We start from the raw sequence: 23,096 nt of genomic DNA, 5'->3' as shown, positions 1-23,096 counted from the left end.
TCATGAGCAAGAGAGCAAAAATTATTTTAATTGTAATAGCAGTATTATTTGTAGCTGCACTTATTTGGTTCGGTAAAAAGAACAAAAAAAGTATTGTAGAATATGAAACTGAAACGCCTTTTAAAACTACTATTGTTAAAAAAACAGTAGCAACAGGTAAAGTTACACCCTTAGAAGAAATTGATATTAAACCTCAAATAACAGGAATCATAGATAAGATTATGTTGTTAGAAGGAACAAAAGTTAAAAAAGGAGATTTAATTGCAACTGTAAGAGTTGTGCCTAATGAGCAATCTTTAATTAGTGCAAAAGGTACTGTAGATAATATTAAAATTCGTTTAAGTAATGCAAAAATTTCTTATTTGAGAAATAAAATTTTATTTGAAAAAGGTGTAATTTCTAGAGCTGCTTATGAAGCAATTGAATTAACTTACAACCAAGCAAAACAAGATTTAAAAAATGCTCAAAATAATTACCAAATCATAAAAAAAGGATCTTCTGGTTCAGGTGCTTCAGCAAATACAAATATTGTTGCTCAAATGTCTGGTACAATTTTAGAAATTCCAGTAAAAGAAGGAGATCAGGTAATTCAATCTAACAATTTTAATGCGGGTACAACCATTGCATCAATTGCAGATATGAGTAAAATGATTTTTGAAGGTAAAGTAGATGAATCTGAAGTAGGTAAATTAATTAGTGGTAGTGATATTGAAGTATCAATAGGAGCTATTGAAGGAACTAAATTTCCTGCAAAATTAAACTTTATTGCACCTAAAGGAACTGAAGAAAATGGAGCTGTACAATTTAAAATTAAAGCTGATGTTTCTTTAGATGATAAATTCTTTATTAGAGCTGGTTATAGTGCCAATGCTGATATTATTTTAGAAAAGAAAGATAGTGTTTTATCTATTAAAGAAGCCTTATTAAAGTTTGATAAAAAAACAGAAGAACCTTATGTAGAAGTAAAAACTGGAGAAGGAGAGTTTGAAAAGAAAACTTTAAAGTTAGGTACATCAGATGGTGTTAATGTAGAAATTCTAGATGGAGTTACTGCAGAAGACGAAATTAAAATTTGGAACAAGGCTTCTAAAGACGATAAGAAAAAAGAGAATTAAAAATATTTAATTTTAAAATTTTAGAAAAAGGAACTCTATTTGAGTTCCTTTTTTTATTTTTATGAATTCAGATAATTTATCTAAATATTAATTGAATTGTCAGTTCGAGCGCAGTCGAGAACTTAAAATATATATTTATGAGATTTAAAAAAGAATACGATTTAATTTGTGTTGGTGGAGGAATAATGAGTGCAACATTAGCACTAATTACAAAACTTTTAGATCCTAAAAAGAATATTTTAATTGTAGAACGTTTAAATAAAGTTGCTCAAGAAAGTTCAGCTGCTTGGAATAATGCAGGAACAGGTCATTCTGCTTTGTGTGAACTAAATTATTGTCCAGAAAAAGATGGTAAAGTTTCTATTAAAAAAGCCATAGATATTTGTGCACAATTTGAAATTTCTAAACAGTTTTGGTCTTATTTAACCAATGAAGGTTTGTTAGAAAATCCTGAAGAATTTATTACATCAATAAAACATCATAGTTGGGTTTTAGGAAAAGAAAATGCAGATTATTTAGAAAACAGATTCAATGAAATGAAAGACCATTTTATGTTTGATTCTATCGAGTTTACAAAAGAAATCGACAAAATGAAAGAATGGTTTCCTTTAATTACAAATGATAGAACTGATAACGAAATGATGGCAGCTTCTAGAATCAATAGAGGTACAGAAATGAATTATGGCTCGTTAACAGAAAAGTTATTTCATATTTTAAAAACAGAATTCAATACACCTGTTTATTGTAATATGGAGGTTTTAGATATTGACCCTGATACTGAAATTGATTGGACAGTTGAAGTAAAAAATTTAAAAACAAAAAAAGTACATCATATAGATGCTGAACATGTTTTTATTGGAGCAGGAGGAGGAAGTTTACTATTATTACAAAAAGTAGAAATTGACGAAAAAGAAGGTTATGGTGGTTTTCCAGTAAGTGGAGAATGGTTGGTGTGTAAAAATGAAGAAATTATAAAACAACACAATGCAAAAGTATATAGTAAAGCCGGTATTGGAGATCCACCAATGTCTACACCACATTTAGACACTCGTTTTATAGATGGAAAACGTCAATTAATGTTTGGTCCTTTTGCAGGTTTTAGTCCGAAGTTTTTAAAAGAAGGTTCTCATTTAGATTTATTTAAATCCATACAGTTTGATAATATACCATCGATGTTTGGTGCTTTTTGGCACAATTTACCTTTAACTCAATATTTAATAGAACAAGTTTTAATGAGTAAAGAAGACAGAATGGATTCTTTACGCAAGTTTGTAAAAGATGCCAAAGATGAAGACTGGGAAGTAATGAAAGCAGGACAACGTGTACAAATTATTAAAAAGGACGAATTTGAAGGCGGAAAATTGCAATTTGGTACAGAAGTAATTTCAAGTAAAGATGGAAGTATCACTTGTTTGTTAGGCGCTTCTCCAGGAGCTTCTACTGCAACTTCTATAATGTTAGAGGTTATAGAAAAAGCATTTCCAGAAATAATCAACTCTAAAGAAGGAAAAGAAAAATTAAAAGAAATTGTTCCTTTTTACAAAGCAGAAATCACAAAAGAATTGTTTGAGTTAGAATTGGAGAAAAGTAGGGTTTCTTTGGGGTTGTAGTATAGAATTAATTATTTTAAAAATGCTTATTTTTGAAATAAAGAAATGCTTTAATGGAAACTATAAATGAAGATAGATTAAAAGAACTATTGAATGAACAAAATCCGATATTAAATAAAAATATTGAATTAAGTTCAAATCTTGATATTGATGTTTCAAAATTAAATAAAGTTAGTTTTAGGAATTGTACATTTAATGGAGCTGATTTATATTTTAAAGGTTCAAATAATAAAGATTATCATCCTTTATCATTAAGGTTTATTAAATGTAATTTTAATAAATGTGAATTAAATTTTTCGAAATTTAATATAGAAAGTATCTTTTTTAATGAAGTTCATATTGAAGGTTTTATCAATTTATATGATATTCATTTAAGCAATATCCATTTTAAAAGAAGATGTAAGATTAGTACTTTAGATATTTTAAAACTGGAACTGCGTAATAAGTTTAATATAGAGGGGAGGAATGTTTTTAATAGATTATTAATCACTAATACTAAATTTAAAGATGAAGTAACATTTTGTAACTCAATTTTTAATAACCTAGATATTTTAAATTCTGTTTATGAAAATGAATTTAATTTTACTAAAAATAATATTAAGCACTTTTTAAAGATTGATAATACCAACTTTGAAAATTTTAATCTATCGTCAAATAAATGTGAAAATGAAGGCGTTAACTTTAGTATTAATTTAACAAAGAATATCTTTAAAGGTATAGCAGACTTATCTAATTGGAAAGCTGAAAATGTAGATTTAATTATAAGAGATTGTAATTTTGAAAAACTTGTAAGATTTAATAATTCTAAATTTAAAAATTTACACATAGAACAGACAAATTTTAATGATATTTCTTCTTTTCAAGATACGGCTTCTGAGACTCTATTTATAGATAGAACAAACTTTAATAAAGCTGCTTTCTTTGATGATATTTCAATATTAAATATTGATGAATGTAATAAAAGAACATTAAGAAATATAAAACATCAACTTCAAAGAACAAATAACAAAATTGATTTTGATAGATTTAAATCTTACGAAATTAGTGCTTATAGAAAAGAATTAAAAAAAGACAAAAGGTTTTGGTATAATGATAAAGATGCTTTTATTTTAAACCTTAGCAACTTGTTTTCTAATAATGGAACAAACTGGTTTCAAGCTTTAATAGTAACATTATTAGGGAGTTTTCTTTTTTATTCTCTTTTTTTCTGGATAAATATTAATTCTTTTCAACTTGGTAATTTTGATTTTTCTAAAATAGATTCTTTTTTAAATGGATTTGCGAAGTTTCTAATACCAACAAATATTTACAACCCTTTATTTGATAGAACTTTTGTAACAGGTTGGTCTTGGTTTCCTTTTATTCTTGGGAAAATCTTTTTATCAATCGGTATTTATGAAATCATAGTTTCGTTCAGAAAATTTAAATCTTAAATTTTTTTTCTTCCAAGCAACCTTTTTAAAACATCTGTAGTCTATATATTTGTAAGGCAGTTAAAACAGAAACGAGAGGCTTGAAAATTATCACTTTGCATAACCAACAAAAATCGCTTATTAAAAAAGCGATAGACAACAGTAGAGAAGCGCAACAACAATTGTTTGAGCAGCATTCGCCTAAAATGTTGGGCGTTTGTAGGCAATATGTAAAAGATATGCATCATGCAGAAGATTTAATGTTACAAGGTTTTTTAAAGGTTTTTACCAACTTACACAAGTTTAAACACGAAGGTAGTTTTGAAGGTTGGATTCGTAGAATTATGGTGAATACTTGCATTTCTTATCTCCGTAAAAAAAACGTAATAGATTTATCTGATGAAGATTATGTTTTTAATGATTCTGCTACAGAAAGCTTAGAAAACACAACTGTAGAAGACATTCAAAAACTAATAGATAAATTGCCAGAAGGTTACAAAATGGTGTTTAATTTATTCGCCATAGAAGGTTATAAGCATTCAGAAATTGCAGAGAAATTGGGAGTTTCTGAAAGTACATCAAAATCGCAATTATTTAAAGCACGTAAATTATTGCAAGAAAATTATTACAAAATGAATAAAACAATTCATGAAAACAAATAAGTTAGATAATAGTATAAAAGAAAAGTTACAAGACAGAACTTTTCAGTCATCAGCTTCTGCTTGGGAGCGTTTATCAAATCAATTAGATGAACAACCAAAGCAAAAGAAAAGAGGTTGGTTTTTTTATATGGGCGCTGCAGCAAGTATTTTATTATTGGTTGCTATCGGAATTCAGTTTTTATCATCTGAAAAAAAAGAAATTAAACCAAATGTAATTATAGTTGATACTCCAATTGATACCAATATAATTGATGAAAAAATAGAGCAATTTATAAATGAAATTCCGGTTGAAGAAGCTCTTGTTAAAAATGAGAAAGTAGAGGAGAAGCAAAAAGTAAATTATAATAAAAATGTCATTGCGAACAAAGTGAAGCAATCTCAAATAAACAAAGAGATTACTTCGTCGAAAACTGCTCTTAATGACATTAGAATAGCAAAAGTTGAAATACCACAGAAAATTCATCCGACGAAGGAGAGATCTATAAAAAAAGAAACTTTAAAACAAAACCCAAATAGTCGTATAAAAATTAATAGTGAAGATTTGTTATACGCGGTAACACATTCATCTAAAGAAGTGAAAGCATATTATGCTAAACACGATTTAACAAGAGAAGATATTTTAAAATCGATTAAAAGTGAGCTCAAAAAATCGAATATTAAAGTAAATCCGAATGCTATTTTAGCAGAAGTAGAGAGAACTATTGGTGAAGAAGATTTTCAGAATAATTTTATGAAATCTATTAAAAGAAGAGTTTCAGATATAGCAACTGCCCTTGCAAGTAGAAACGATTAAAGGTTAATCAAGAACAAAAAACAAATTTTTAAAACATACAAAATGAAAAGAATACTACTAATATTAGTGTTGTTTAGTACAACTATTGTCTTATCTCAAGATAAAAAAACATTCGAAAAAGAAGTGAGTAAAATTTCTAAAAGGATAGAAGTTATAACAAAAACTCAAAAAGATTCTTTAAAAACTAAAGTAGTTGCTATAGATAAAAGATTAGAAAAAGGAGAAATAACTAAGTCTACAGCAGATATTTTAAAAAAAGAAGTAGCATCTTATCACGCAAGAAGAATAGAAAAATTAGTTGGCGAACAAGAAAAAATGTTGCAATTATTAGTGCAAGATAAAACCAATGGTAAAATTGCAAGTGAAGAAGAGGTAATATCTTCTGAAGATGATGATGAAAGTACATTTACAATTGGAAATAAAACTTTTCGTTTTACATTAAACGGAAAAGAAGAAAAAAAAGAAAGCTATTCTAATAGTATAAAAAGAAGAAGTAATAGAAGAAGTAGAAGAACTACTAGTCAATTTGTATTTGCAATGGGTGTGAATAATGTTTTAGAGTACGGCCAAATAGAATCTTTAAATGATTCTGACTATAAACTTTGGCAATCTCATTTTTACGAAGTTGGTTGGACTTGGAAATCTCGTATGAACAAAAATCCTGGTATCTTTTATTTTAAATATGGTGTATCTTTTCTATGGAATAATTTAAGATTGGATAATAACCAATATCATGTAAAAAATGGAGATATTACAGAAATACAAACTTTTCCAAATCCTTTAGACGAAAGTAGATTGCGTCATGTACAAATGACATTTCCAGTACATTTCGAGTGGGATTTATCTAAAAACAAAAAGTATAATGATAATTATGTAAATGATAGAACAAATAAGTCTCTTCGTTTTGGTGTAGGTGGTTTTGTAGGTTTTAAATTAGGAACAAGACAATATTTTGAATATAAAGACAATAATGGAGTAAATGTAAAAGAAGTACAAAAAGATAATTATAATATGAATACCATAAATTATGGTTTAAGTACGTACTTAGGGTATAGATCTACAAGTTTATATGTAAAATATGATTTAAATCCGTTGTTCAAAAATACAGAAACAAGAAACATTTCTATGGGAATTCGTTTAGACTTAAATTAAATACGAATTAAAAATTATCAATAAATGTTAAAATTATCTTTCTTTTTTATCGATATTGTATTTTAAGTATTAAAAAAATAAATTTTATGTAAAAAAATAGTAAGAAAATAATGTTTTCATAAAAAAAACAATTTAAAACCTTTTTGTTTAATTTACAACAAAAAGGTTTTAAATTTACTTGCTTAAAATATCTAAATTATAGCAAATAATGAAAATAGGAATTCCTAAAGAAATTAAGAATAACGAGAGTAGAGTAGGTATGACACCGGCAGGAGTATTCTCTTTAACAAAAAATAACCACACCGTTTTTGTGCAAACTACTGCAGGAGAAGGAAGTGGTTTTTTTGATGCTGATTACATTAAGGTAGGAGCAACAATCTTACCTACTATAGAAGACATTTACAGCCAAAGTGATATGATTGTTAAGGTAAAAGAGCCTATAGCATTAGAATATCCTTTAATTAAAGAAAATCAAATTGTTTTTACATATTTCCATTTTGCTTCAAGTGAGCCGCTTACAAAAGCAATGATAGAAAGTAAAGCAATTTGTATTTCTTATGAAACTGTAGAAGATGAAGAAGGTACGTTACCTTTATTAACACCAATGTCTGAAGTTGCAGGAAGAATGGCAATTCAACAAGGAGCTAAATATTTAGAAAAACCTATTAAAGGACGTGGAATTTTATTAGGTGGTGTTCCAGGTGTTGCACCAGGAAAAGTTTTAGTTTTAGGTGCTGGAGTTGTTGGTGTACAAGCAGCAAAAATGGCAGCAGGTTTAGGTGCACATGTAACAATTATGGATATTAACATGAAACGTTTACGTTATGTAAATGATGTTTTACCAAACCACGTAGTAACAGCTTTTTCTAGTGAATATAGTATTAGACAACATATTAAAACACACGATTTAATTATTGGTGGAGTTTTAGTAAAAGGAGGAAAAGCTCCAAAACTAATTACAGAAGATATGTTAAAAGAAATGCGTCCAGGAACTGTAGTAGTAGATGTAGCTGTAGATCAAGGAGGATGTTTTGAAACTACAAAGGCTACAACTCACGAAGATCCAACTTATATTATTGATGATGTTGTTCATTATTGCGTTGCAAATATGCCAGGTGCAGTGCCACACACATCTACAATAGCATTAACAAATGTAACATTACCTTATATTTTAAATCTTGCCAATAATGGTTGGGAAGAAGCCTGTTCTTTAGATAAAGCACTTGCAAAAGGATTAAATATTGTAAAAGGAAAAATTGTTTATCAAGAAATAAGTGAAGCTTTTCATTTAGAAGCTTTTAATGCATAATTTGTTTTTTTTTAAGTAAAAATTAAGTTATTTAATTTTGCCTCCAGGGTTGTTGTGTTTCCAACCTGGAGGTTTTTTTTACCAAATAATTAAAGACTTTTTTCTTTTTTACAGAAGCAATAATTATAAATTAAAAAAAAGACACTTCTAAATACAAAAAAGTTACTATATTTGCACCCTTAAAAATAAACAATAAATATTTAATTTATGAATCATTACGAAACTGTTTTCATTTTGAATCCCGTTTTATCTGATACTCAGATAAAGGAGACAGTACAAAAGTTCGAAGATTATTTAGTTTCTAAAGGAGCTGAAATGATCTCAAAAGAGGACTGGGGCTTAAAAAAATTAGCATACCCAATCCAAAAGAAAAAAAGTGGTTTTTATCACTTGTTAGAGTTTAAAGTTGCTGGAGAAGAAATTTCTGCATACGAGTTAGAATTTAGAAGAGATGATAGCGTTATGCGTTATTTAACTGTTAAATTAGACAAACATGCAGCTGCTTGGGCAAAAATTAGAACAGAACGTGTTAAATCTACTAAAAAATAAGAAATGGCATCAATAGAACAACAAGCAAAAGGTGGTAAATCTGCTGACGTTAGATATTTAACGCCATTAGATATAGATACTAAAAAAGAAGCAAAATACTGTAGATTTAAAAAGAAAGATATTAAGTATATCGATTACAAAGATGCAGATTTCTTAATGTATTTAGTAAATGAACAAGGTAAAATTTTACCTAGACGTTTAACAGGAACTTCATTAAAATATCAACGTAAAGTTGCGCAAGCAATTAAAAGAGCGCGTCATTTAGCGTTAATGCCTTACGTTGGAGATATGTTAAAATAATAAAGAGGTAGAGACATGGAATTGATATTAAAACAAGACGTAGAAAATTTAGGATTTAAAGATGATGTTGTATCTGTAAAAAATGGATATGGTAGAAATTTTTTAATCCCTACAGGACAAGCAGTTTTAGCTACTTCATCTGCAAAGAAAGTTTTAGCAGAGAATTTAAAACAAAGAGCTTATAAAGAAGCTAAATTAATTGAAGATGCAAATGCAATTGCAGAAACAATTAAAGGATATGAAATTAAAATTGCATCTAAAACAGGTTCAGGAGACAAATTATTTGGTTCTGTTAATAACATTGATTTAGCTGCTGCGTTATCTAAAGCAGGAACAGAAATTGATAAGAAGTTTATCAAAGTTACTGGTGGTAATGTTAAAAGATTAGGTAAATACGATGCTGCTATAAGATTGCACAGATCTGTAGTTGCTGATATTACTTTTGAAGTAATTGCCGAATAGTAATTTACTTTAATATTTTATAAAAAGCTCGTTAGAAATAACGAGCTTTTTTTATTTTTGAAAACCAAATAAAAAAAATGAAATATAGGCAACTTACCAAAGAACAATTTGAAAGCTTACATCAAGAATTTGCCCTTTTTTTAGCAACACAAAGTATTGATGTAAATGAGTGGAATCTAATTAAAGAAGAAAAAAAACAAGTAGCAAAAGATGTAATGTGTGTTTTTTCTGACGTTGTTTGGGATGATGTACTTAATAAAACCAAATATGTAGAACATTTTTCTAAAACATCTGTAAACCTTTTTAAATGTGATGAAAATGAAATTTACAGGATAGCTATAAAAATAAATTGGGATATAAATCTTTTAGAACAAAAAGGGTTTGAGTGGTTGATGAAAAATCCTATGGATAATTCTGTAGATATTTTTAAAGGATCTAAATCTTATAATACAGATAGAAATATAGAAATTTTTGATTTAATTGAAAAAGGAAGCTCGTTATCTAAAGGAGAAATTTTTGAGTATTTTAATAAACTAATTTCTTAATGAATCCGTTTTTTATAAAAAAATAATTCATCTACACTTTATTGCATTTCGTCTACACTTAATCTAAGCTGAACTGCAATTCATCTAAAGTTATATTTAATTCATCTAATATTGTAAACAATAAATACTAAAAAGTTTTATAATGGCTAAAAATTTAAAAATATTATTAATAGAGGATAATCTAATTGAAATAATGAAAATGAAAAGAACAATTTCATTATTAAAATTAGAACATACAATGCAAGAAGCGAAAAATGGAGAAGAGGCATTAAAAATTTTAGAAGATAAATCTAATTTTCCTGATATAATTTTATTAGATTTAAACATGCCAAAAATGAGTGGTATAGAATTTTTAACAATTATAAAAAACAGTGAAGAGTTTCAACACATACCAACTATTATACTAACCACATCAGACAACCAAAAAGACTTGTTTGAATGTTATAGAATTGGTATTTCAGGTTATGTTTTAAAACCTTTAAAATATGATGATTATGTTAAAAAAATTGAATCTGTTTTAAATTACTGGAGTACAAATGAATTAAAAAAGATATAAATGAAAGGAATAGTTTTTACAGAATTTTTAGATTTAGTAGAAGATAAATTTGGTTTAGAAATGGTTGATAAAATTATTTCTCAATCAGAATTAGAGTCTGAAGGTATTTATACAGCCATTGGTACTTACAGTTTTTCTGAAATGTTGCAATTAGTAACCAATTTAAGTGGTAATACAGGTATTTCTACAGACGATTTACTTTTAGTATATGCAGAACACTTTTTTTCTGTAATAGAAACAAGTTACCCTGGTTTGTTGGCAACATATAAAGATCCTATAGAAATGTTGGGCTCTATTGAAAACCACATACATGTAGAAGTCCAAAAAATATATCCAGATGCAGAATTACCAACTTTTTTAGTTGAAGAAAAAACAGAAAATTCTATTGTAATGGTCTATAAATCTAGTAGAGCAATGCATCATTTTGGTTTAGGTTTAATGAACAAAACCTTTGAACATTTTAATAGTACTGCATCTATTGTATTAGAGAAAATTAAAGAAGACGGAACAGAAGTAAGATTTATTGTTAATAAAAATTAATGAGTCAAGATCAAATAGCATTATTACAACGAGCTCTAAAACGTGAAAAAGCTGCGAGGAAATCTGCTGAAAAAATTCTTGAAGATAAGTCTAGAGAATTATTTGCTTTATCTCAAGAATTAAAAAATTCTAATTTAAAGTTAAATGAGTTACTAGATGAAAAATCTTCTACATTAAAAGGGATTTTTGAAAACATAAACGATGCATATCTTGTTATGGATTTGTGGGGTAATGTTTTAAAAATGAATGATATTGCAATAGAACTTTTTGGATATGATATTGCTAAAGAAACCTTTAATCTATCTGATATTGTATTTAAAGAAGATATAGAATACACAATAAATTCCTTTAAAAAACTTTATGAAGAAGGTTTTTTTAATGACTATACTGCAAGAATTCTTACAAAAAACAATGAAATAAAATGGTTGCAGGTAAATGCAACAATAATTTATAACAAAGAAAATAAAGCTGTTGCTGCGCAAGGTATTATTAGAGATATTACTAAAGATAAAGAAGCAGGAGATTTAATAATGGAAGCTAAAAACAGGTTGTCTGCACTTGTTTTAAATCTTAATAGTGGTATTATTTTAGAGGATGTTAATAGAAAAATAGTTTTATCTAATACAAAGTTTTGCGAATTATTAAATGTAAATGCTCAACCTAACGATTTAATTGGAATGGATTGTGCAATAGCATCAGAACAAAATAAAATACAATTTAAAGATCCTCTATCTTTTGTAAAAAGAATGGATAAAATTGTAGAAAATAAAATAGCTGTTTTTGGAGATCAATTAGAAATGATTGATGGTAAAATTCTTGAAAGAAATTATACACCCATTATTGTTGCAGGAAAAATTAATGGTTATTTATGGACCTTTAGAGATGTAACTCTAGAAAAAAATTATCGTGCAAGTATTGAGGCAGAAAAAGAAAAGTATAGTAGTATAATTGCTAATATGCATTTAGGATTAGTAGAAGTAAATACTAACAATGAAATTTTGATGGTAAATCAAAGTTTTACAGAAATGTGTGGTTATAAAGAAGAAGAATTAATTGGTAAGATTGAAGGCGACATTTTTCCTGTAGAGAATGGTTTAAATGATATTAATAATTTTGATGGTAGTAAATCTAGCTCTTACGAAATAAAAACAAAATGTAGTAAAGGGCAAACTAGACATTGGTTGGTAAGTAAAGCACCTAATTATAATATTAATGGAGAAATTGTAGGCTCTATTGGTGTTCATTTAGATATTACAGAACTTAAAAAACTTCAAATTCAAAAAGAAAAAATATTAAAAGAATTAGAAAATAGAAATCAAGAACTCTATGAATATGCACATATAGTTTCTCATGATTTAAAATCTCCATTAAGAAGTATAGATGCTTTGGTTTCTTGGATAAAAACTGATAATCAAGATAATTTTGATGATATGACGCTTCAAAATTTTGATTTAATCGAATCTACATTAGAAACTATGGAAACACTTATTTCTAATGTATTAGAATATTCTAGTGCAGGAGCTAATTTAACTGATGAAGTAGATGTAGATTTAAATGAAACTGTTAGTAATCTAAAAAACTTCTTATTTGTACCAGAAAATATATCAATAAATATTCTTAATCAATTACCAATTGTAAAAGGAGATGAAACTAAATTTCAGCAAGTATTTCAAAACTTTATAAGTAATGCAATTAAATTTATAGATAAAGAAGTTGGTATTATAGAAATAAACTATTTAGACGATGGTGATTGTCACCAATTTTCTATAAAAGATAACGGTTTAGGTATAGAAAAAAAATACCATGATAAAATATTTAAAGTTTTCCATTCTTTAAATAAAAGAGATGATTCTACCGGAATAGGATTATCAATAATTAAAAAAATAATTGATTTATATGGAGGTAGAATTTGGTTAGAAAGCGAACCAAATATTGGTACTACTTTTTATTTTACTTTAAAAAAATAATACTATGAAGACAGTTCAGTTAAGAAAAAAAAATACCGCTGATTGGGAATATTTATCAGAAAAAATTAAATTAAAAGAACCTTTAGTTTTGGTTTTTGGAAATAGATTTATGTTAGAAAGTAAAACTATTTACAAAGAAATTAAAGAAATTTTTAATGATGGCCATATTATATTTGGTTCTGCTTCAGGTGATATTTCTACACAGTCTGTAAATGATGATAGTTTAACAATAACTGCTATAGAATTTGAAAAAAGTAGTTTTCTTATTAAAACAACAAATATTTTAGAAAATAATTCTAGCCAAGAAATAGACAGTTATAACGTAGGTAAAAATTTAATTACACAATTACCAAAAGAAGGGTTAAAACATGTGTTTGTTCTTTCTGAAGGAAGTTTTATTAACGGAAGTCAGCTAACAAAAGGTATGAATGCTGCAACTCAAGATAATTTACTAATTACTGGAGCTTTGTGTGGTGATGCAGCAAGATTTGAAAAAACTATTGCCTCTTATAACGAAAACCCAAAAGCAGGAGAAATCATTGCTATTGGTTTATACGGAAAATCGTTAGAAGTAACTTTTTCTATTAATGGAGGTTGGACTCCTTTTGGACCAGAAAGAATTGTTACAAAATCTAAAGGAAATGTTCTATATGAATTAGATAACTTACCAGCACTAGATTTATATAAAAAATATTTAGGAGATAAAGCTAAAGAATTACCAGGAGCCGCTCTTTTATATCCTTTAAATGTAAAATCGGAAGAAGATAATAATTCTATAGTTAGAACAATTTTAAATATAGATGAATCAGAAAATTCTATGATTTTAGCCGGTGATATTTTTGAAAATTCAAAAGTGCAACTAATGATGACTAATGTAGATAATATTGTAAATGCAGCAGAAAAGGCAGCAGTAAATGCATCTGAATTAAGAAAAAAGAAACCAGAATTAGCCATTTTAGTAAGTTGTATAGGTAGAAAGTTAGTTTTAGACCAAAGAGTAGAAGAAGAAGTAGAAGAAGTTATGGAAGTAGTGGGACAATCTACAGCAATTACCGGGTTATATTCATACGGAGAAATAGCACCTTTTATTGGAGAAAATAACTGTCAGTTACACAACCAAACAATGACAATTACACTAATTAGCGAATAATGAATTCTTTATTAAAAAGACAAATAAGAAAATTTTTACCAAAAGAATTTCAATCAGATAGTAGGTTTGATAATTTTTTTGATGCTATAGATAAATCTTATACTACATCAGAAGACCAATTTGGTATGCTTCAAAGAGCAACTGCAATAAGCTCTCAAGAGTTATTTAATGCAAATAAACAATTACAAGAAGAAACCAATTCTCAGAAAAAAATTATAAAAAAACTTCAAAGCGTTATAGATAAATTAAGGTTTTATGATTTAGATATAGATTTACCAATAGAGAGTACAGATTCTTTAAAATTGGTAGATTTTATTGATAACCAAACAAAAGAAATTATAAAAATTAATAGACAAAAAGATAAATTAGTAAAAAGTCTTGAGCGACAAAACCAAGAGTTAAATGATTATGCGCATATGGTATCTCATGATATTAAAACGCCTCTACAAAGCATTGAAGCTTTAACTACTTGGATTTTAGATGATTATTCAAGAGTTTTAGATGATCCTGGTAAAGAAACATTAAAATTAATTAAGGAGAATGTTGAAAAAATGGATACTTTAATAAAAGGTATTTTACAATATTCTACAGTTGGTAAAATTGAAAAAGAATTATACGACGTTAATTTAAACTCTTTGGTTAATGATATTTTAAGAGATTTAAATAGTAATGAAAACGTCACATTTGTAATACCTAATAAATTACCTACCGTTAAAGGAGATAGATATAGATTAGATAAATTATTTTTACATTTAATAGATAATGCTATTAAATATAACGATAAAGAAGAAATTATTATTGAAATAGGCTTTAATGAAGATGCAAAATTTTGGCATTTTTATATTAAAGACAATGGTAATGGTATTGAAGAAAAATATTTTGATAAAATATTTGTTGCTTTTCAAAAATTAGAAGATGATTACAAATCTGCAGGTATTGGTTTATCAATAGTTAAAAAAATTATTGATGTTTATAACGGTAAAATTTATTTAGAATCTGAACCAAAAGTTGGTTCAACTTTCTATTTTAGCATTAAAAAATAATATGGAAAAACCTAATTTAGAATATATAAATCAATTAGCTAGAGGAGATGAATCTATTAAAAATGAACTAATAGAAGTTATAAAAACAGAGTTTCCAGAAGAAAAAAAAGAATACTATAAAAACTTAGAAAAAAAAGTATTTAAAAAAATAGAAGAAAATGTTCATACAATTAAACATAAAATTAGTATTTTGGGACTTGAAAAAAGTTACGAAATAGCTAATAAATTTGAACATAATCTTAGAGAATTAAACCTAGAAGGATCAGAAGATTTTGACAATATTTTAAAAGCCATTTCAGACTATATAGAAACTATTTAAGTCTTCTTATGGATTGTATTATTATTGATGATGAAAAAATGGCAAGAGTTATTTTAAAAACGCTATGCAATGAAATTAAATCGTTAAATATTTTAGAAGAATTTTCTAATGCTATTGAAGCAATGAAATATTTAATAGAAAATAAAGTAAATTTAATTTTTTTAGATATTCATATGCCAGGTTTTAGTGGTTTAGATTTTATAAAAACTTTAAAAAACCCACCAAAAATAATATTAACAACTTCCGATCCTAAATTTGCAATAGAAGCATTTGAGTACGATTTTATTGTAGACTACTTATTAAAACCTATAGAATTACCCAGATTTAAAAAAGCAATTGATAGAGCTGAAAAAAAAGAAATTTCTTCTATAAAAGAAACTAAAAATTCTTTAAAACCTGTAGATGTAAATAATGATTTTTATGTAAACATAGATCGTAGATTAATTAAAATAGATCTTCCTAGTATTTATTTAATAGAAGCTAAAGGAGATTATATTAATATTAAAACAGAAGAAAAAGATTATAAAGTTCATTCTACTCTTAAAAAAATTGAAGAAAAATTACCTGATTCATTATTTTTAAAAATTCATCGTTCTTTTATTATCAACACAAAAAAAATTATTGATATAGAAGATAATAGTGTTTTAATAAAAAAAGATGTAATACCAGTAAGTAGGTCTAAAAGACCAGAACTTATGAAAAGATTAGATCTATTATAGTTTTATTTATCTAAACACTTTATACATTTCGTCTATAGTTAAAGTGTTAAAGACGAACATCTACAATTAAATATTTAATTAGTTATTAATTTTGTGGTATAAAAATTATATCATGAAAAAAACATTACTAAATTTAATTATTATTCTGAATTTGTTTCACTTAACAACTTCTGCACAATCAGGTTCAATTTCAAATTTTTCATTTTTATCTAATCCAATTAAAATTGGTGAAACATTAAACTTTTCTTTAGATTATAAAAGTGATGTGGATGCTTATTTAAATATTGCTTTATTAAAATCTAAAAATGGAGGTTCTCAAATAGATTGGAGTACAGGTATGCATTGGCAAAATGTAAATGTACCTGCAGCTTCATCACCATCTAATTTTATCGGAGAAATTCATTTATCTGGTTTTTATAAAACAAGTGAAGATTTAGGCTCAGAAGTTTATTTAGTAATGGTTCAGTTAGTTAATAGAAGTAATAATAGTTCTATGGCTGCAGTTAGTAATTGGGGAGTTAGTCAACAAAATACAATTACTATTACATCTTCTTCAGATACTTTTAAATATAATTTTTTAGGAGATTTTGACACAAATGGTAAACCTTTATATTTAGAACCAGTAAGAGATGATATTTCATCATCAGATTTAGAAACAATAAAACATTCTCTTCCAGAATATTATTCTGTTCCAGACTACAACCCTCATTATATAACTGCTGGATATGACACTGATTTATCTATAGAACAAGATACAGATGTTTGGGTTACTTTTATAAGTGAAGGAGCAGGTTATACTAATGTATTAGGTTATTATACTTATGATTTAAGCAACCCACCAACATCAAAACCAAATCAAGAAGATATTACTATTATTTTTCCAAATGCATCAGAAGAAGGAGCAGGTGGGTCTTTGGTTGCAGGTGATAAAGTAAAAATTGGTTCTTTTTCTGCAGGTACTGGTATAGGTTGGGTTTTGTTGGCAAATGCTTGGAATGGTAAAACTGTAGCACATGACATTTGGAACATATATTCAAATCCAGATTTCAATCCAGAGAGCGATGTAGAATTAAGAAATCATAGTATATTGTTAACTGATGATAATAACGAAAGATTAATCTTAGGTTTCGAAGATGTAAGAAGAGATTTAGATTGGTGTGATAATGATTTTAATGATGCTGTTTTCTATATAACAGTAAACCCATATGAAGCTCTAAAAACAACAAATTTTGCAGAGGTAAGTATTCCAGAAAGTGTAACCTCTGCTAATAATGGAGGCTTAGAAAGTAATGGTTCTTTAGCAAATTTAATTGCAAAAAGAAATTTTAAAAGAACTAAAGAAGGTAATCATGTTTTTGAAAAAAAATTTCAAAATAAATTTAATAAAACAGCATTAAAAAGTAAAAGCAATTCAGTTTCATTAATTGATTTTTTACCTGAAACAGGAATGTATAAAACAGAAATAGCAAATATTTCTAGTCCTGAAGACTTATTAGGAATTACTAATGCTACAGAAATTTTTTCTGTAGATTATTATCAAGGAGAAGAAAGAATATCTGCAGTATTAGCAACTAAAACAATAGGTTCTATTTATGATCACTCAAAAGTAATTTGTGACCGATTAAATAACTCTAGTTTAGAAGATGTAAGAACAGTTAAAACAAGAGGTCATCAAATAATTAGTTCTAAAATAAAGAGAGCAACAGGAGAAATTGAATATACCTTAAGTTTTTCTGTTAAAATGGATGCTAAAGTGAATGAGTTGTATAGTTTTTGGAACATTGACCAATATCCTTCAGGGAATTATCAAAATTATCAAATTTGGTGAAGCTCTTTTTCTCAAGTATTTTCAATTGCTAATTATATTATTGATGAGCATACTAATTTAAATGGATTGAATAGTAGTAGTTTAGATACTGTTTTACCTAATGTTTTTGTAAAGTCTGGTAGTTATTCTAATGGAGTTATTCATTTAAACCTTGTTAATAGAACTCAAGAAACCTCTGTAAAATTTGTAGGTAATATTGCAGAAACAGAAGTTTCTAATCACACACAAGTATCTAATACGTTTTCACTTTCTGGTGATTATAATGAAGTTTTATCTATAGAAACGGGTGTTTTATTTGATATAGGATTTTCTCTAGAAACAGGTTCTTCACCACAAAAAGATGCTCTATATTTAGCAGACGGACCTTGGGGATTAGATTATTTAGATGATTATGTAACTGTTACTCATTTTAATGTTTCAACTTCAGATAGAGAATATAAAGATGATTTTTATGAAGTAGATAGAAGTGTTAATGCTGTTGGAGAAGTAAAAGGAAATGTAAATTTGTTTAGACATATTTTACCTGGAGATCAAACTTTAGATGTTGCAGATTATGATTTTATAAACTTTAACATAAAAAATAACGAACCAGTAGAAGTTGTTATTATGCCCGAAGATGATAGGGAATGGCAAAATAGATTACGCTATACAATTCCTGTTAATACAGAGGCAAGAGAAATAAGCTTATCTTTTTCAGATTTTCTCGATAAAAACGGTAATTCTACAGAAATTGTTAATATAAAAACAGTAGTGTTTTCTATAATAGGAGATTATACAAACTACAAACCTTTTAGTATAAATGTTAATAATTTATCATTCAGTACAAATAATGTATTAGCTGTAGATAATTATAATTTAGAAGAAACTACTAAGATGTTTAATTACCCAAATCCTTTTACAAGTTCTACAACAATTCAGTTAGCCTCAGAATCTGAAAACGTAAAGATAGAAGTATATGATGTTATTGGTAGAATAGTAGATTTACAAAAAATAAAAACTAATAATTCTATAAAAGTACAATACAATGCTCCTCTGTTAAAAACAGGTATATATAAGTATAGGTTAACAGATGATAATAATAAAAAACATTCTGGAACTTTTATTATTAAATAGCCCCAAGTTTATAGAGTGTTTTAAGGCAAAAGATTTATCTTTTGCCTTATTTTTTATAGAAAGGTTTCTTTAATATTATCCATTTAAAACGTAAACCAAACTCTGTATAAGTAAAACCTGCAGAACCAGCAGTAGCAACCGCAGAAGCAATATTACTTTGCAATCCGTAAATGTTTATGAGTGCACGTTCAGAAAATTTATAGCCAAGTTTGGCTTGAACTCTATAGGTACTTTGAGTATCGTCATTTTCTATATATTGTAAACCAGTAGCAGCTGTTAAACCGTAAAACCATTCTTTCTTTTTAGCTGCAGCTTCATCTTTTATGAGGTTAACAAATATTTCTACGGCATTAAATTTACTAGGACTAAAGTATACTGTTGGTACTTGGTTTTTAAAAGATAAATTCTGATAGTTGATACCCGCTTTCATAGAAGGTTTTGCTAAAATATTATAATACAAAGAGGTAAATAATAAATTTCTAGCATTTTCATCACTTTGCCATGTATAATAATATTGAGTAAACCACCCCAAATTAAAGTTAGTACTTACACTATAATTTAAAATAAGATTATTCTGTACTATTTGTTCGTTTAATAAGGCTGCATTAAAATTCTGAATATCTCTTTTGTAACCTACTTCTAAATTCTGAAGTTTAAAAGGTTTTATATTTAGAGAAATATCTGTTAATAATTGATTGTATTTATTGGTTTCAGAATCTAAAGAAGTAACTCCAAAACTTCCTTTTAACGTTAAATTATTTAAAAGTTGGTAAGATACACCTAATAATAAATTATTGGTGGTTGCTTTTAAATCTGTAATAGGGTTAGCAGTTGTTCTAAGGTTATAATTTGCTAAAACTTTAAACTTTGTAGAAAAAGGAATTTCAGTTTTAAAATCATAAGCATTTGCTTCATTATCTCCATTATCGAAAGAATAAGAAACTTTTGTCTCTAAAAACGGTGTAAAGCTCAAGTCTAATTGTTTTATAAAGTTGGTTGCATCTTTCTGTTTTTCGTAAAAAAACAAGGTGTTTTCTGCGCTTTTATAAGCATTATTATAATAACCAGAAGCTTTGAGTGCATTTGCTTTACCTAGATTACCATCAAAAGAAGCACTGTCTTTTTTTAATATTAAGTTATAGTCTTCTAAACTTTGTTTAAAATCACTTTTATAAATATTAAGTGTTGCTCTTAAAGAAAGTATCCAATTTTCAGGATTTTCATTATCTTTTAAAAGTTTATTAATTTCTGTTGTTGCTAATTTATATTTTTTATTCCAAATTAATGCCTGTATATTTCTTTCTATAGTTTGATTTTTTAAAGTTGTAGAAGTACGATTATTTATACTTTCTAATGCCTTATTACTAAAAATTAAAGCGGTTTTATCATCACTATCTAAATGATAAGATAAAGAAATACCATTTAAAGAAGTAAGTTCATTACCAGGAATTTCTCCAATAATTTTATAAGTACTTTTTGCTTTTTCTACTTGATTTGAAATTAAATATAAATTAGCAAGGTTTAATAATGTTTCTTTATCGTTTTTAAATGAAGTAAAGTTTTCTTTTAATAGAGTTTCTGCTTCATCGTATTTTTGATCAGTTACTTTTGTATTAGCTAAACCTAATCTCATATATTTTTTAGAAACCAAAGCATTTGGGTTACCAGGTAATATAGTTAAGGCCTTATCTACAGTTATTAAAGCTTTTTCAAATTCTTTTAAGTTAGATAATGTATTTGCATATCCTAATAATGCAGCAAAGCTTTTATCGTTTTCTTTTAAAAGTGTTTGATAGTATACTTTTGCATCTGCATAATTTTTACTCCAAAGTAAAGATTCAGCATAATTTAATTTTACTTCAAAATCTGTTGGGTAATCTTTTAAAAGACTTGAAAAAAGAGATACAGCTTTTATTGCTTTTCCGTTTAAACCAATTGCTCTTCCATAACAAAGTCTAGCTGTTTTGTTTGTAGGATAGTCTTTTAGTACATTTTTAAAAAAAAATTCTGCTTCTTTATATTTACCAGTTTCTAAATAGGTAAAACCTTCTTTCATGTCTTGAGAATATCCCAAAAAACTAATAAATAGAAATGTTATAACTATAAAATATTTTAATTTCATTATGAATTTTTTATGTATGCAATTTATGAATTCACATTTAAAAATAAGAACAAATAGGTTATTTTTCTTTCAAAAGAGCTTAATCAAAGGCTTTTATTCATTTAACTTTATCAATAGGGTATTCGTCGAAATTGTGTCTATTATTTGAAGTTTGTAGTTGATATTTGTAGCACGTTAATTTAAAAAAATAATAATTATGAGCTTACAAATTTCAGAAATAAAAGAGGTTTTTTACTTAAATGGTAAAATTAATTTTGAAACAACTTCATTTTTTAAGTCTTATTTTAATTCGATAAAAAGAGATAGAGTTATTATTAATATTAACAATATTAAGCAAATAGATAAAGAAGGTTTAGATGTAATATTCGATTTAATTAAACAAGGTAATAGAAATAATAAACTATTTTCTATTGTTGGTAATGGTTGTAAAGAAATTTATGATTATTTTAATCACTTAGAAGTAGCTTAATTAGAAAAAGAAATAAAGATGCAAGCAATTATAAGATTTGTTAAAAAAGGGATTAAACCAGAACAGTTATTTATGTTAAGTGTTCTTTTAGTTAATGGAGGCAATTACTTGTATAATTTAGTATTAGGTAGAGTTTTAGGTCCAGAAAAATTTGCTGATGCTGCAATTTTAATTACATTTTTATTGGTATTATCTTTTGTAGCAATGACTTTTCAGTTAGTAACTGCTAAATTTTCAGTTCTTTTTGAAGACTCTATTTTTAGTGGTTTTATTTCTAAAATTTATAAAAATGCTTTGTTTACAGGTATTTTTCTAGGAACTTTAATTGTTCTTTTTTCAATTCAATTACAGCACTTTTTTAAAACGACTTCTTCTACAATGTTTGTTATTTTTGGTGTTGGAGTACCTTTTTATTTTTTAATGAGTGTTAATAGAGGTGTTTTTCAAGGAAAACAAGAATTAAAATCATTATCAGTTACTTATCAATCTGAAATGATTAGTCGTTTGTTATTAACTTTTGCTTTATTGTATTTATTAGACATAGATTCTTCATTAATAATTGCAATAGGTATTTTTTGCTCTTTTGTGTTTGGATTAATACCTTTTAGAAACAGTAATTTTTCTTTATTTAAACCTTTTAAATTAGATGTTACTAATAAAAAGTTAGTTAAAAATTTCTTTATTATTACTGCTTTTTATGAGTTAACACAAATTATTATTAACAATAGCGATATATTATTAGTTAAACATTATTTTGAGTCTTATGAAGCTGGTTTGTATGCTTCATTAGCTTTAATTGGTAGAGTTGTATATTTTATAGCATGGATGTTTGTAATGCTGTTATTACCCACTGTTGTTCAACTAAAAAAAGAAGGTAAAGATACATTACCAATTTTATTAAAATATGTAGCTTATATTGGTTTTATTGCTACTGCAATTGTTGTAAGTTGTTTCTTTTTTCCAAATGAAATTATAAGAATTTTATTTGGTAGTGAATATTTATCAATTTCGTCATTATTATGGAAATATGCTTCTGCAACAGGAATTTTTGCAATCTCAAACATTTTTGCATACTATTATTTATCATTAGATAAATATGTACCTGTAGTTCTTTCTGGAATTTTTGGAATGTTACAAATAGTTTTAGTAGTTCTATATCATAAAACATTAGTGCAAGTAGTACATGTACAAATTATTGCAATGGTGTTACTTTTAATTGTACAACTTAGTTTTTTCTTTTTTAAAGATTCTAAAGTAGCTAAAACGATAAAAGAAACAAACGAGTAATGATATCTAATATTAATATCCAATCGTCTATATAAAATTGTATTTAAACATACTTTTTACAATGTATAAAAGTA

23 protein-coding genes are annotated in these 23,096 nt (G+C 26.6%); 22 read left to right on the top strand and 1 reads right to left on the bottom strand.

Features of this window, described 5'->3' with window-relative positions:
- Positions 1-2 precede the first annotated feature (2 nt).
- From ABJG40_RS02495 to ABJG40_RS02400, 20 genes are all read left to right on the top strand, one after another.
- On the top strand, positions 3-1,115 hold the full coding sequence (locus ABJG40_RS02495) for an efflux RND transporter periplasmic adaptor subunit (protein WP_348023005.1): 1,113 nt from the start codon (positions 3-5) through the stop codon (positions 1,113-1,115).
- 137 nt (positions 1,116-1,252) lie between these two features.
- A complete protein-coding gene (gene mqo, locus ABJG40_RS02490) occupies positions 1,253-2,725 on the top strand; it encodes a malate dehydrogenase (quinone) (RefSeq protein WP_348023004.1) in 1,473 nt (490 codons plus the stop codon).
- A 53-nt stretch (positions 2,726-2,778) separates the two neighbouring features.
- Complete coding sequence (locus tag ABJG40_RS02485) at positions 2,779-4,158, top strand: hypothetical protein (RefSeq protein WP_348023003.1); 1,380 nt, start codon at positions 2,779-2,781, stop codon at positions 4,156-4,158.
- A gap of 80 nt (positions 4,159-4,238) precedes the next feature.
- The gene (locus ABJG40_RS02480; RefSeq protein ID WP_348023002.1) at positions 4,239-4,799 is read left to right on the top strand and encodes a sigma-70 family RNA polymerase sigma factor; all 561 of its coding nucleotides are present in this window, start codon (positions 4,239-4,241) and stop codon (positions 4,797-4,799) included.
- On the top strand, positions 4,786-5,592 hold the full coding sequence (locus ABJG40_RS02475) for a hypothetical protein (RefSeq protein ID WP_348023001.1): 807 nt from the start codon (positions 4,786-4,788) through the stop codon (positions 5,590-5,592). The genes ABJG40_RS02480 and ABJG40_RS02475 overlap by 14 nt, the downstream gene beginning before the upstream one ends.
- A 42-nt stretch (positions 5,593-5,634) precedes the next feature.
- On the top strand, positions 5,635-6,744 hold the full coding sequence (locus ABJG40_RS02470) for a hypothetical protein (protein ID WP_348023000.1): 1,110 nt from the start codon (positions 5,635-5,637) through the stop codon (positions 6,742-6,744).
- A 208-nt stretch (positions 6,745-6,952) separates the two neighbouring features.
- On the top strand, positions 6,953-8,053 hold the full coding sequence (ald, locus tag ABJG40_RS02465; RefSeq protein ID WP_348022999.1) for an alanine dehydrogenase: 1,101 nt from the start codon (positions 6,953-6,955) through the stop codon (positions 8,051-8,053).
- Between the two features lie 207 nt (positions 8,054-8,260).
- Positions 8,261-8,602 (top strand): 30S ribosomal protein S6, encoded by a 342-nt coding sequence (gene rpsF, locus ABJG40_RS02460; protein WP_036820272.1) that lies wholly within the window; start codon positions 8,261-8,263, stop codon positions 8,600-8,602.
- Between the two features lie 3 nt (positions 8,603-8,605).
- A complete protein-coding gene (gene rpsR, locus ABJG40_RS02455) occupies positions 8,606-8,902 on the top strand; it encodes a 30S ribosomal protein S18 (protein ID WP_091893627.1) in 297 nt (98 codons plus the stop codon).
- Positions 8,903-8,917: 15 nt separating this feature from the next.
- Positions 8,918-9,364: a 50S ribosomal protein L9 gene (gene rplI / locus ABJG40_RS02450; protein ID WP_348022998.1), complete on the top strand. Its 447-nt coding sequence runs from the start codon at positions 8,918-8,920 to the stop codon at positions 9,362-9,364.
- 77 nt (positions 9,365-9,441) lie between these two features.
- Entirely contained in the window at positions 9,442-9,909 is a 468-nt protein-coding gene (locus ABJG40_RS02445) for a DUF6495 family protein (protein ID WP_348022997.1), read from the top strand.
- A gap of 142 nt (positions 9,910-10,051) precedes the next feature.
- Positions 10,052-10,465, top strand: coding sequence for a response regulator (locus tag ABJG40_RS02440; RefSeq protein WP_348022996.1), 414 nt, complete (start codon positions 10,052-10,054; stop codon positions 10,463-10,465).
- A complete protein-coding gene (locus tag ABJG40_RS02435) occupies positions 10,466-11,005 on the top strand; it encodes a heme NO-binding domain-containing protein (RefSeq protein ID WP_348022995.1) in 540 nt (179 codons plus the stop codon).
- Complete coding sequence (locus tag ABJG40_RS02430; RefSeq protein ID WP_348022994.1) at positions 11,005-12,972, top strand: PAS domain S-box protein; 1,968 nt, start codon at positions 11,005-11,007, stop codon at positions 12,970-12,972. Before ABJG40_RS02435 ends, ABJG40_RS02430 begins: the two co-directional genes overlap by 1 nt.
- 4 nt (positions 12,973-12,976) lie before the next feature.
- Positions 12,977-14,122 carry an FIST N-terminal domain-containing protein gene (locus ABJG40_RS02425; RefSeq protein WP_348022993.1) on the top strand — a complete coding sequence of 382 codons (1,146 nt, stop codon included), beginning with the start codon at positions 12,977-12,979 and terminating at the stop codon, positions 14,120-14,122.
- Complete coding sequence (locus ABJG40_RS02420; protein ID WP_348022992.1) at positions 14,122-15,165, top strand: ATP-binding protein; 1,044 nt, start codon at positions 14,122-14,124, stop codon at positions 15,163-15,165. The genes ABJG40_RS02425 and ABJG40_RS02420 overlap by 1 nt, the downstream gene beginning before the upstream one ends.
- 1 nt (position 15,166) lies before the next feature.
- A complete protein-coding gene (locus ABJG40_RS02415; protein WP_348022991.1) occupies positions 15,167-15,484 on the top strand; it encodes an Hpt domain-containing protein in 318 nt (105 codons plus the stop codon).
- A gap of 8 nt (positions 15,485-15,492) precedes the next feature.
- Positions 15,493-16,203 carry a LytTR family DNA-binding domain-containing protein gene (locus tag ABJG40_RS02410; protein WP_348022990.1) on the top strand — a complete coding sequence of 237 codons (711 nt, stop codon included), beginning with the start codon at positions 15,493-15,495 and terminating at the stop codon, positions 16,201-16,203.
- 112 nt (positions 16,204-16,315) lie between these two features.
- Positions 16,316-18,031: a DUF4114 domain-containing protein gene (locus ABJG40_RS02405; protein ID WP_348022989.1), complete on the top strand. Its 1,716-nt coding sequence runs from the start codon at positions 16,316-16,318 to the stop codon at positions 18,029-18,031.
- A 66-nt stretch (positions 18,032-18,097) separates the two neighbouring features.
- Positions 18,098-19,144 carry a T9SS type A sorting domain-containing protein gene (locus tag ABJG40_RS02400; RefSeq protein WP_348022988.1) on the top strand — a complete coding sequence of 349 codons (1,047 nt, stop codon included), beginning with the start codon at positions 18,098-18,100 and terminating at the stop codon, positions 19,142-19,144.
- Positions 19,145-19,190: 46 nt separating this feature from the next.
- Here the strand turns inward: ABJG40_RS02400 and ABJG40_RS02395 are convergent, their stop codons facing one another.
- Positions 19,191-21,266: a tetratricopeptide repeat protein gene (locus ABJG40_RS02395; RefSeq protein WP_348022987.1), complete on the bottom strand. Its 2,076-nt coding sequence runs from the start codon at positions 21,264-21,266 to the stop codon at positions 19,191-19,193.
- Positions 21,267-21,462: 196 nt separating this feature from the next.
- On the opposite strand from ABJG40_RS02395, the gene ABJG40_RS02390 reads away from it, so the two are divergent.
- Both ABJG40_RS02390 and ABJG40_RS02385 read left to right on the top strand, forming a co-directional pair.
- Positions 21,463-21,735, top strand: a complete 273-nt coding sequence (locus ABJG40_RS02390) for an STAS domain-containing protein (RefSeq protein ID WP_348022986.1) — start codon at positions 21,463-21,465, stop codon at positions 21,733-21,735.
- Between the two features lie 18 nt (positions 21,736-21,753).
- Entirely contained in the window at positions 21,754-23,022 is a 1,269-nt protein-coding gene (locus ABJG40_RS02385; protein WP_348022985.1) for an oligosaccharide flippase family protein, read from the top strand.
- Positions 23,023-23,096: the final 74 nt, after the last annotated feature.

The sequence above is a fragment of the Polaribacter sp. genome (assembly GCF_039939415.1).
Classification (GTDB): Bacteria; Bacteroidota; Bacteroidia; order Flavobacteriales; family Flavobacteriaceae; genus Polaribacter.
This window is presented reverse-complemented; position numbering and strand designations above follow the sequence as displayed.

What these genes read in the sequence shown, in the direction of transcription:
- ABJG40_RS02495 (WP_348023005.1), top strand. Translation starts at nt 3, where the DNA reads ATGAGCAAGAGAGCAAAAATTATTTTAATTGTAATAGCAGTATTATTT.
- mqo (WP_348023004.1), top strand. Translation starts at nt 1,253, where the DNA reads ATGAGATTTAAAAAAGAATACGATTTAATTTGTGTTGGTGGAGGAATA.
- ABJG40_RS02485 (WP_348023003.1), top strand. Translation starts at nt 2,779, where the DNA reads ATGGAAACTATAAATGAAGATAGATTAAAAGAACTATTGAATGAACAA.
- ABJG40_RS02475 (WP_348023001.1), top strand. Translation starts at nt 4,786, where the DNA reads ATGAAAACAAATAAGTTAGATAATAGTATAAAAGAAAAGTTACAAGAC.
- ABJG40_RS02470 (WP_348023000.1), top strand. Translation starts at nt 5,635, where the DNA reads ATGAAAAGAATACTACTAATATTAGTGTTGTTTAGTACAACTATTGTC.
- ald (WP_348022999.1), top strand. Translation starts at nt 6,953, where the DNA reads ATGAAAATAGGAATTCCTAAAGAAATTAAGAATAACGAGAGTAGAGTA.
- rpsF (WP_036820272.1), top strand. Translation starts at nt 8,261, where the DNA reads ATGAATCATTACGAAACTGTTTTCATTTTGAATCCCGTTTTATCTGAT.
- rpsR (WP_091893627.1), top strand. Translation starts at nt 8,606, where the DNA reads ATGGCATCAATAGAACAACAAGCAAAAGGTGGTAAATCTGCTGACGTT.
- rplI (WP_348022998.1), top strand. Translation starts at nt 8,918, where the DNA reads ATGGAATTGATATTAAAACAAGACGTAGAAAATTTAGGATTTAAAGAT.
- ABJG40_RS02445 (WP_348022997.1), top strand. Translation starts at nt 9,442, where the DNA reads ATGAAATATAGGCAACTTACCAAAGAACAATTTGAAAGCTTACATCAA.
- ABJG40_RS02440 (WP_348022996.1), top strand. Translation starts at nt 10,052, where the DNA reads ATGGCTAAAAATTTAAAAATATTATTAATAGAGGATAATCTAATTGAA.
- ABJG40_RS02435 (WP_348022995.1), top strand. Translation starts at nt 10,466, where the DNA reads ATGAAAGGAATAGTTTTTACAGAATTTTTAGATTTAGTAGAAGATAAA.
- ABJG40_RS02430 (WP_348022994.1), top strand. Translation starts at nt 11,005, where the DNA reads ATGAGTCAAGATCAAATAGCATTATTACAACGAGCTCTAAAACGTGAA.
- ABJG40_RS02425 (WP_348022993.1), top strand. Translation starts at nt 12,977, where the DNA reads ATGAAGACAGTTCAGTTAAGAAAAAAAAATACCGCTGATTGGGAATAT.
- ABJG40_RS02420 (WP_348022992.1), top strand. Translation starts at nt 14,122, where the DNA reads ATGAATTCTTTATTAAAAAGACAAATAAGAAAATTTTTACCAAAAGAA.
- ABJG40_RS02415 (WP_348022991.1), top strand. Translation starts at nt 15,167, where the DNA reads ATGGAAAAACCTAATTTAGAATATATAAATCAATTAGCTAGAGGAGAT.
- ABJG40_RS02410 (WP_348022990.1), top strand. Translation starts at nt 15,493, where the DNA reads ATGGATTGTATTATTATTGATGATGAAAAAATGGCAAGAGTTATTTTA.
- ABJG40_RS02405 (WP_348022989.1), top strand. Translation starts at nt 16,316, where the DNA reads ATGAAAAAAACATTACTAAATTTAATTATTATTCTGAATTTGTTTCAC.
- ABJG40_RS02395 (WP_348022987.1), bottom strand. Translation starts at nt 21,266, where the DNA reads ATGAAATTAAAATATTTTATAGTTATAACATTTCTATTTATTAGTTTT.
- ABJG40_RS02390 (WP_348022986.1), top strand. Translation starts at nt 21,463, where the DNA reads ATGAGCTTACAAATTTCAGAAATAAAAGAGGTTTTTTACTTAAATGGT.
- ABJG40_RS02385 (WP_348022985.1), top strand. Translation starts at nt 21,754, where the DNA reads ATGCAAGCAATTATAAGATTTGTTAAAAAAGGGATTAAACCAGAACAG.